The sequence below is a fragment of the Chamaesiphon sp. VAR_48_metabat_135_sub genome (assembly GCF_031418915.1).
Lineage (GTDB): Bacteria > Cyanobacteriota > Cyanobacteriia > Cyanobacteriales > Chamaesiphonaceae > Chamaesiphon.
This window is the reverse complement of record NZ_JANOJV010000078.1, coordinates 1-8885: the sequence shown is the minus strand read 5'-3', so window position 1 is coordinate 8885 and position 8885 is coordinate 1. Positions and strand designations below refer to the sequence as shown.

The following is an 8885-nucleotide window of genomic DNA, read 5'->3' as shown; positions in this document are numbered from 1 at the left end:
CAGCGCGTTTATCCTGAAGATTTGCCTAGAGTTAAGGCAGCACTACAACTGGCGATGACCGCCCACACCGACTACTGTTCAGCGTATCGAGTGGTATGGCCAGATCGTAGCATCCATTGGATCGATGGATTTGGACGGTTTTATTACAATAGCGATGGTCAGCCAGTGCGGATGACTGGCGTAATCGATGACATTACCGAACGTAAACACAATGAAGAAGCACTCCGTCGGAGTGAGGAGTTTACGCGGCGGGTATTGGCAAGCAACAAAGATTGCATCAAAGTTTTAGACTTAGAAGGTCGTCTGCTGTATATGAATGACAATGGACAACTCCTCATGGAGATCGACGACTTCGCCACTATTGCAAATACTAAATCGGCCGAACTTTGGCAAGGTGTAGAAGCTGAATATTTTGCGGCTGCCTTTAATACAGCTAAATCTGGCGGAATTGGCAAGTTTGAAGGACATTGCAATACCTTCAAAGATACGCCCAAATGGTGGGAAGTAGTCGTAACACCGATCCTCGATGCTGATGGTAAGGTAGAGCAAATCTTGTCTGTCTCGCGCGATATTACCGAACGCCAACAAGCCGCAATCGCCCTCCAAGCCAGTGAAGAATTATTTCGTTATACCTTCGAGCATACACCGTTGGGTTTTGCTCATGTTGCCCTAGATGGGGCTTTGTTGCGGGTAAATCAGAAATTTTGTGACATTGTTGGTTATACCAAAGCAGAACTCTTGGCTACGACGTTTCAAGCAATTACCGAACCCGCAGATCTGCAAGAAGATCTGGATTTAATCGCCCAATTAATCAATGGTGAAATTGGTGAATACACTCTAGAAAAACGTTATATTCACAAACAAGGATATCATGTTTGGGTGAATCTGACGGTTGCCCTGATTAGATCGATCGATTCCACTGGACAGACTGGTATCCCCCAATATTTTGTCGCCGCCATCAAAGATATTACCGATCGCAAGAAATTAGAAATTCTCACCCAAACCCAAACTGCCGATCTACAACGACTGAATAATTCGCTGACATTGGCACAAAAACAATTACAGGAACGCAATCAGGAACTCGATCGATTTGTATCGATCGCCGCGCACGATCTCAAAGCTCCATTACGCGGGATTGCCAATTTATCTGAATGGATTGAAGAAGATCTCCAAGAGTACATTCCAGGCGAAAATCCCCAACTCAAATTATTGCGCCAAAGAGTAAAACGGATGGATGCGCTAATTGATGGACTATTGCGTTATTCACGCGCTGGAAAAGCGGAATTAGCCACCGAAACCGTCGATGTTGCCGAAGTCTTAGCCGAAACGATCGATTCCCTATCACCACCAGAGAGTTTTGAGATTAAAATTGTAAACTCGATGCCAATTTTGGACACCAAACGATTATTATTAACTCAGGTTTTCGCCAACTTAATTAGTAATGCGATTAAACATCACGAACGAGTGGATGGTCAGATCGAAATTACTGCCGAGGATTTGGGAGATTGCCATCGATTCTCGATCGCTGATGATGGCCCAGGTATCCCCGAAGGCGAAAGCCAGTCGCGAATTTTTGAGATCTTTCAAACCCTCAATTCGGCAACAGATTCGACCGAAAATACGGGGATTGGTTTAGCCCTAGTCAAAAAGATCGTCGAAGGCGAAGGCGGCGAAATTTGGTTGGATGATGAATACAAACTAGGGTGCCGATTCTGTTTTACCTGGCTCAAAACAACTATGCCAAGTCAGCATAGATATTGATGTTTGCAAAACCGCGATTATTAACTTATTGGTCGAAAATGTCACTCTCCTATCGGGGAGCCGCGATCGTGACTATTCCCGCCCTTTGTTTATTAGCAACGATGGGAGCTTGGTTCTGGTCGCGGGTAGAGAGCAACACCATTAGAACAAAAATTGCCATTAGCCAGGAACGCATCGCCAATACAAAAGAGTTACTCGTCGTCATGCTCAATGCGGAGACTGGAGTGCGCGGATATCTAATTTCCGGCGATCCAGACTTTTTAGAACCAGATCGAATATCTCAAAAAAGTTTGCCGATTGCCCTGTCAAATTTGAAGCAATCGACCGGCAACGATCCCAAAAAATTAGCTCAATTAAACTCAATTCAATCGCAGATTCAATCGATCCAAAAACTGATCGCAAAGTTACAAACAGTATCTTCAGTTGCAGATCGATCGAAACTCTTGAGACAAGGTAAACAGAAAATGGATGCCCTCCGCCAAGAAATCAATACCACTCAAGCGATCGAACAAATTGCACTCGATCGAGAACGTGACGATCTGAGCCATCTCCAATCTTTGATTCACTCTCTCCAACTACTATTTACCGTTACAGGCATTATGTCCACCGTCGGCGGGATTTATTTATTTCAGTTATTAGAACGAGAATTGCGGCAAAGAGAAGCCCAAATCCACAGCCGCGATAGTTTGATCGAGACCCTGACTACCGATATTATCGACGGGATTGTAATTTTAGATCGATTGGGTCAAATTGAAACTGTCAATCCTGCCCTAATTGAGATGTTTGGTTATACCGCCATCGATCTACTAAAATGTCCGCTCATGCGGCTATTTGCCACTTTAGCCACGCCCCAATCCCAACCACTGTCGGAATTAGTCACTTGGCTACAACAGCAGCCCAAACTGGGGCGAATTTGGCAGCTTACCGCCTACCGTCGGGATGGAACTAGTTTCCCGATCGAACTTTCTCTGAGTGAAATTCAGCAAGAACATCAAACCATCGCGATCATCAGGGACGTGTCCGAACAAGCCAATTTGACGAAACAGCTCCAAACTCATCTCAAAGCCGTCGAGAAACTCAACCTTGCCCTAATTGCCACTAACTTTACCCTCAATAGCCGCAATCAAGAATTAGCCGAATTTGCCTACGCCACCGCCCACGATCTCAAAACCCCCCTGAGGGGAATTGCTACCCTCTCGGAGTGGATTGAAGAAGAAGTCAGACCCTACTCATCCGAACAACTCGATCTCAATATCCACCTGCTCCGCCAGCGTATCTATCGCCTCAATAACCTCATCGATGGACTGTGGGAATACTCCAATTTGGGACAAAATCCCGTCACTCCAGAACCCATCGAACTTGCTACTTTTTTGGAAGAGATCAAAACCGCTCTCTTGCTCCCACCCAACTTCAAAATCCAGGTGCATCCCACCGATCTCCATCTGACTGTGTGCAAATCTCACCTTCGCAAAGTTATCGAAGAGTTGCTAGAAAATGCCCTCAAACATCATGATGCGCTGGAAGTAGACGGACACGATCTCGTTAGTGCCGTTTCCCAAGACCAGCATCGCGGTCAGATTGGGATCTGCGTAGAATCAGATGGAGAACAGCTCGAATTTATCATTACTGATGATGGCCCTGGGATCGAGCGAGAACACCATCAGCGAGTTTTTCGACTATTTGAAACCCTCAAACCCCGTGATGTCCAAGAGAATACAGGCATCGGACTAGCGATCGCCAAGAAACTCGTAGAACGAGTCGGTGGTAAAATTTGGTTGGCAACTCCAGCATCAGGTAAGGGTTTAGCAGTCCACTTCACCTGGCCACAACATCCCCCACGGTAGAACCCGTAAAATAGATTCAAGTAAGTATCGACATATTTTCATGAAACAAACTCGCTACATCACCACAACTATTCAAGCAGGTAATCGCCTAGAGATCGATCTGCCGAACATTCCGATTGGACAAACGATCGAAGTAATTTTGATTATTCCCGATGCTTCAGAATCTAATCCGCAAGCCATAGATAGACGATCTTTCCTCAAACTATCGAATCTCGAAACGAGAGGCTTCGCCAACGAAGAACGCCGCCGCATCTTAGCACAACAAGCCGAAGCCGCTCTACCTTACTATCAAGAGCAAAAAGCCGAATGGGAAGAATGGATTAACCTCGATATCACTGAAACCTATGCTCCCTAAACGACGATTGAATAGCTCCAGAAGGAAGCGTTTCTCGTTGATTTACTCACAATAAACATTCCTTTTGATAGATGGATAATCTTGTCAAGGTCTTACAATAGGGGAATGCCGATCGACAACAGCAAGCGGCATATTAGAGCTAACATGTATCGAGAGATCGACATACCGTTAAGCAATTAGGCACAAATTGATGATGACAGCTACCCGATCTCCTGTAATGACACACACTCAGCAACTCAATATTTTCCTAGTCGAAGATGACGAAGTAGACGTGATGAATGTCCAACGCGCTCTGAAAAAAAACAACGCAACTTCTACTCTGTATCGCGCAGCCAACGGCATCGAAGCTCTAGCGATGCTCCGTACCAATAATCAAATTGCCACAGAAAATAACAGCAGGTTATTAATTCTGCTCGACTTAAATATGCCCAAAATGGGCGGACTAGAATTCCTCAAGGAATTACGTGCCGATCCCGCTTTGTGCAAGTTACCAGTAGTTGTCTTGACTACATCTATGCAGGATAGCGATCTAGCTACTGCTTATCAATACAATGTCGCAGGGTATATCATCAAACCGATTACCTTTAGCAGCTTTGTCGAAACGATCGATGTTTTAAACCGCTATTGGTCGATTTCTGAAATGCCATCAACATTGTAGGCCATGAAAACTCCAGTTTTAGCACCGCTATTATTGATGGATAAGGTCTTTAAAGTACTAGTAATTGATGATGATGCTGTCGATCGGATGACAGTAATTAGAGCATTTAAGGGTGCAGATTTTCAGACAGAAATACTAGAAGCGATCGACTGTAAGAGCGGGATTGCCTTAGCTGTTTCCCATCAGTTTGATTGCATTTTTATCGACTATCGTTTGCCAGATGGCAATGGGATCGAATTACTCCAAAAACTGCGTGAACAGGGGATTCGCAGCCCCATTGTCAGTCTCACAGGACAAAATGACGATCGAGTCGCCGTAGATCTGATGAAAGCAGGTGCATCCGATTATTTATCCAAAGCTCAAATATCTCCGGCTCAACTGCGCCAAGTCTTCCAGAATGTGATGCGAGTCCACAATGCTGAAGTGGCGATGGAACTTGCCCACCAGCAGCGGGAAGAATTATTAGCCCAAAAAGAAGAATTTATCGCGCGGATGACTCACGATCTCCAAACACCATTAGTCGGTGCAAATCGGATGTTGGAGCTACTTTGTGATGATGTGTTTGGCGATCTACCAGAACAGGCAAAATCTAATCTCAAAATTATCGAACGGAGCAATCAAGATTTACTCCAAATGGTGCGAAATCTGGTCGATGTTTATACCTATGATACAGATGCCAAACAGTTTACTTTGATTCCGATCGATCTAACTCAACTCATCGCCGAAGTAGTCAGCGAACTTACACCAATTGCCGTAACGAAAAGCGTAGAGTTAGTGGCAAAGATCGTAGATCGAGATCGCCCCGATGCTAATTTTCAGGTTGCAGGCGATCGATTAGAATTAAAACGGTTGCTTACTAATTTAGTCGGTAATAGTCTCAAGTTTACCGATCTTGGCAAAATCTCGATTGAGCTTACACCCTCTACAGCAAGTTTCCCCACTGTAACTGTGGCTATTTCTGATACGGGGAACGGAATTTCTGAGAGTGACATCGTTAATTTATTTGAACGCTTTCGGCGCGGTAATCATAAGCGATCGAATAGTGGACTGGGTTTATATTTGTGCAAACAAATTGTCAAAGCTCATGGCGGCAAAATTTCCGTTACATCGACAGTAGGTGAAGGTAGCAGCTTTGCAGTTGAGTTACCTGCTGTTGACACTATGCTCAATTCAACTGTTTGAAAAATACTAAATATCTTTTGACGGAAATTCTTTCAGAGGATTGCCACTAGGTATCTGTCTTTTGGTAGATTCATTTACCAGGTAGTTACAAGTATAACTATAGAGTATCAATTCATCGCAGAATTTAATACCGCAAAATTTAATATTCAGAGTGTAGCTACTAACTTTTACGATGCTCTACCAAGATTAAGTCTAGAGGCTGAGATCGAGAAAAAATTAGGAATTCAGTGGATTTAGATCTGACATTTACACCACAATTTTTGGAGAACTATTATGGCATATGTAGATAGACCTAATGATTATATTGGCGATCGAGTAATTCCAATTGCTACGACTAATTATCATGACCAAGTGCGGTGGGGGCCAATTGTGGCTGGACTGGCGATTGCTCTTAGCACACAGCTAGTGCTCAGTGCCCTGGGAGTAGCCGTTGGTGCGACTAGCATCGGTGACTCTGGCGCACCTCGAACTGAAGCTCAGGGGGTCAGTGTGGGCATTGGGATTTGGTCGATTATTAGTTTGCTAATCGCTCTATTTGTCGGTGGCTGGACTGTTGCGCGCACATCTGGACGGATGACTCGCAATACAGCACTACTCAATGGTGCAATTCTATGGGCATCAACGCTCGCACTCAGTGCTTGGTTGCTGTCTAGCGGGGTATCAGGCGCATTTGGCGTAGCGGCTTCAAATGCTGGCAGCGTCATTAGTCAAGTTCGGCAAAGTAGCTCGAATAATGCCCCAACCAACGCAACTGGGCAAAATGCGCCCAACATTCCGAATATCACAGCTCAACAAACTCGCGACATTGCAGGGAATACCGCCAAAGTGAGTTGGTCGTTTGTATTTGGTTCACTCTTAGGCTTGGTTGCTGCCTTAATTGGCTCTGCGACAGGATTTCGTCAAGCGAGAATGACATCAGCAGATCGCGAGTGAGTTGGCCGGGGAAATTCGGGATTGGAAAATTTCAAACCATTGCATTACAAAGGAACACGACAATGCTCTTAACTCTCAATATATTTCCACTGCTGCAAGCACAGTCTGCAAAACTCAAAGCGCAGATTGCTGAATGGGATCGTAATTTGGCATTGCGCTATGGCAATCGCTATCACCAAATCAAGCAGCAACTCGAAGGTGCCAAAACCTGGTACACCCAAACAAAATCCGCAGCCCAAAATAGTGGCACGATTCCACTAGAGCAAAAGCAGACAGAAGCGCATGACCGGTTTGCTGAAGCTGGTGCGGTAGCTGCCCGTAAAGAAGCAGTGATTAAGCAACAATTAAAAGATTTATGGCACAGCATCCGCAACCGCTGACTAGTTGCAACTTAGATCTTGCTCTACCCTTCATTCAAATAATGGCTCAAAAATCATGAATTTACTACATTTAATCCTCGGTATCTTCGTTCCACCCGTTGGTGTTTTCTTAGCATTTGGAGTCGGACCAACTTTGTTTATTAGTATTGGACTAACCTTACTAGGCTGGATTCCAGGCAGTATTCATGCAGTTTGGGCAATCGTCAAACAAAACGAAGATCTAAATGATTCAGCGTACAAATAGAACCAAAAATTTCCAACTAAAATCAACTCTTTTGAAGGTGTAAAACATGAACAATAATATCATTGGCTACCTAGTCACTACTTTAGCAACAGCATTGGGATTACTAATCGTCGATCTAGCTGTCCCAGGCGTAAATATCGCTAACTTTCCAGCCGCAATGCTAGCCGCCGTTGCCGTTGGCGGAGTCAATTCCACTATTCGACCCGTGCTGTCGCTGCTGTCGCTGCCAATTAACTTCTTGAGCCTCGGACTATTTTCGTTAGTAGTTAACGGCCTATGCTTTTGGCTAGCATCTCTGTTTGTCCCTGGCTTTACAGTGAGTGGGTTACTCGCATTTATTCTGGGGCCAGTCATCTTATCATTTGCCAGCACTTTCCTAAATAACTATTTCGCTGAAAAAAAGATCGGTCGTCAATCTCCTTCTTTAACCAGTAATAGTTAAGCGACTTTTGAAAAGTTATCTAATTTCGCACCTATTTAGATAGATGTTTAGCAGAAAACTACTGCTAAACATCTATCTGTCTTCTACTCCACTTCCTACGGAGATCGTCGAGCAAACTGATGACTCAGAGGCAATTTATCCACTAATTTATACCAACTTCGCCAAAATATTAGTAACTTCCCCTTGATGGTGTCGGCGATTATCATCATATAGAGTCAAAGTATTCAGATCCGCGTGACGGCTCAACTTCTGCACCCTGCGCGTATCCCCATTCGTCGCATCCAAAGCCGCCGTAATTGCACTGTGACGCACGCGGTGGGGACTCATGACTTTGTAGATCCCTGCGGCGGTTCCCGTCGATCTAACGAGATTATAGATGGCATTCCCACTCAAGCGGTGTCCCTTCGTAGCCCTGTCGAGTGTACAAAATAACGGATCGCTCGCCTTACATTTCCCCCGCAATTCTAACCACGCTTGAATCGCCTGTACCGACTGCTGACTGAGATCGATCGATTGACGTTGAACTTTCCCCTTCCCAATAATCCACAATTTACGCCCATTCGGATCGAAATCCTTGACATTCACCTGACACAATTCCGCCCGCCGGAGCGCGTTATCCCACAATAACCTGAGAATCGCATAATCCCGCACCCCCTTGAGCGTGTCTCGATCGAACACCCCAATCATCCCCTGATACTCCGTCGGATTCACCCCCGATGTATCCCGATAAGTCTCCACCCGCACCCCTTCCACATCCGCCAGATCGTAGTGACATTCACCTACTTTGCGCGCATACCCCACCAAACTTTTAATCGCCGCCAGTCGGGTATTAATAGTAGAAGGAGCCAACCCGCGATCGCTCAACATCCGCCGATACCGCAATACTAATGTCATCGCCTGATACCGATCGAGTGCCAAAAACTCCCCCACCAGTTGCGGTGTCGGTGCAGAATTAGCCACCTGCATGAAAAAATCTACCAATGCCTTAGTATACGTCCGCCGCGTATTAGGCGATCTTCGATCGGCAATTAGTTCGCTAAGTAAATCCCGCTGGGCGATATCTTGCAGGGATAGGGGTGATGCGGC

The 8885-nt window shown here is 45.3% G+C and carries 10 protein-coding genes; 9 read left to right on the top strand and 1 reads right to left on the bottom strand.

Annotated elements, in window-relative coordinates; translation table 11 throughout:
* The 9 genes from RMO55_RS06260 to RMO55_RS06220 form a co-directional block, all read left to right on the top strand.
* The coding region (locus tag RMO55_RS06260; protein ID WP_310424938.1) for a PAS domain S-box protein at positions 1 to 1761 on the top strand (1761 nt) is incomplete at its 5' end.
* Positions 1761 to 3605: an ATP-binding protein gene (locus RMO55_RS06255; RefSeq protein WP_310424936.1), complete on the top strand. Its 1845-nt coding sequence runs from the start codon at positions 1761 to 1763 to the stop codon at positions 3603 to 3605. The genes RMO55_RS06260 and RMO55_RS06255, both read left to right, overlap by 1 nt.
* Positions 3606 to 3645: 40 nt before the next feature.
* On the top strand, positions 3646 to 3960 hold the full coding sequence (locus tag RMO55_RS06250) for a hypothetical protein (protein WP_310424934.1): 315 nt from the start codon (positions 3646 to 3648) through the stop codon (positions 3958 to 3960).
* A gap of 217 nt (positions 3961 to 4177) precedes the next feature.
* Positions 4178 to 4618, top strand: a complete 441-nt coding sequence (locus RMO55_RS06245; protein ID WP_310424932.1) for a response regulator — start codon at positions 4178 to 4180, stop codon at positions 4616 to 4618.
* Positions 4619 to 4621: 3 nt separating this feature from the next.
* Positions 4622 to 5800, top strand: coding sequence for a hybrid sensor histidine kinase/response regulator (locus RMO55_RS06240; protein WP_310424930.1), 1179 nt, complete (start codon positions 4622 to 4624; stop codon positions 5798 to 5800).
* 273 nt (positions 5801 to 6073) lie between these two features.
* Entirely contained in the window at positions 6074 to 6733 is a 660-nt protein-coding gene (locus tag RMO55_RS06235) for a hypothetical protein (protein ID WP_310424928.1), read from the top strand.
* 62 nt (positions 6734 to 6795) lie between these two features.
* Positions 6796 to 7113, top strand: coding sequence for a hypothetical protein (locus RMO55_RS06230; RefSeq protein ID WP_310424926.1), 318 nt, complete (start codon positions 6796 to 6798; stop codon positions 7111 to 7113).
* A 55-nt stretch (positions 7114 to 7168) separates the two neighbouring features.
* The gene (locus RMO55_RS06225; RefSeq protein ID WP_310424924.1) at positions 7169 to 7357 is read left to right on the top strand and encodes a YqaE/Pmp3 family membrane protein; all 189 of its coding nucleotides are present in this window, start codon (positions 7169 to 7171) and stop codon (positions 7355 to 7357) included.
* Between the two features lie 46 nt (positions 7358 to 7403).
* Positions 7404 to 7799, top strand: coding sequence for a phage holin family protein (locus RMO55_RS06220; RefSeq protein WP_310424921.1), 396 nt, complete (start codon positions 7404 to 7406; stop codon positions 7797 to 7799).
* Positions 7800 to 7946: 147 nt separating this feature from the next.
* Here the strand turns inward: RMO55_RS06220 and RMO55_RS06215 are convergent.
* Positions 7947 to 8885 (bottom strand): tyrosine-type recombinase/integrase (locus RMO55_RS06215; protein WP_310424919.1); only part of this gene is annotated, 939 nt, incomplete at its 5' end.

Coding starts and splice junctions, on each gene's coding strand:
- RMO55_RS06230 (WP_310424926.1), top strand. CDS start 6,796: ATGCTCTTAACTCTCAATATATTTCCACTGCTGCAAGCACAGTCTGCA.
- RMO55_RS06250 (WP_310424934.1), top strand. CDS start 3,646: ATGAAACAAACTCGCTACATCACCACAACTATTCAAGCAGGTAATCGC.
- RMO55_RS06240 (WP_310424930.1), top strand. CDS start 4,622: ATGAAAACTCCAGTTTTAGCACCGCTATTATTGATGGATAAGGTCTTT.
- RMO55_RS06235 (WP_310424928.1), top strand. CDS start 6,074: ATGGCATATGTAGATAGACCTAATGATTATATTGGCGATCGAGTAATT.
- RMO55_RS06225 (WP_310424924.1), top strand. CDS start 7,169: ATGAATTTACTACATTTAATCCTCGGTATCTTCGTTCCACCCGTTGGT.
- RMO55_RS06245 (WP_310424932.1), top strand. CDS start 4,178: ATGACACACACTCAGCAACTCAATATTTTCCTAGTCGAAGATGACGAA.
- RMO55_RS06255 (WP_310424936.1), top strand. CDS start 1,761: ATGTTTGCAAAACCGCGATTATTAACTTATTGGTCGAAAATGTCACTC.
- RMO55_RS06220 (WP_310424921.1), top strand. CDS start 7,404: ATGAACAATAATATCATTGGCTACCTAGTCACTACTTTAGCAACAGCA.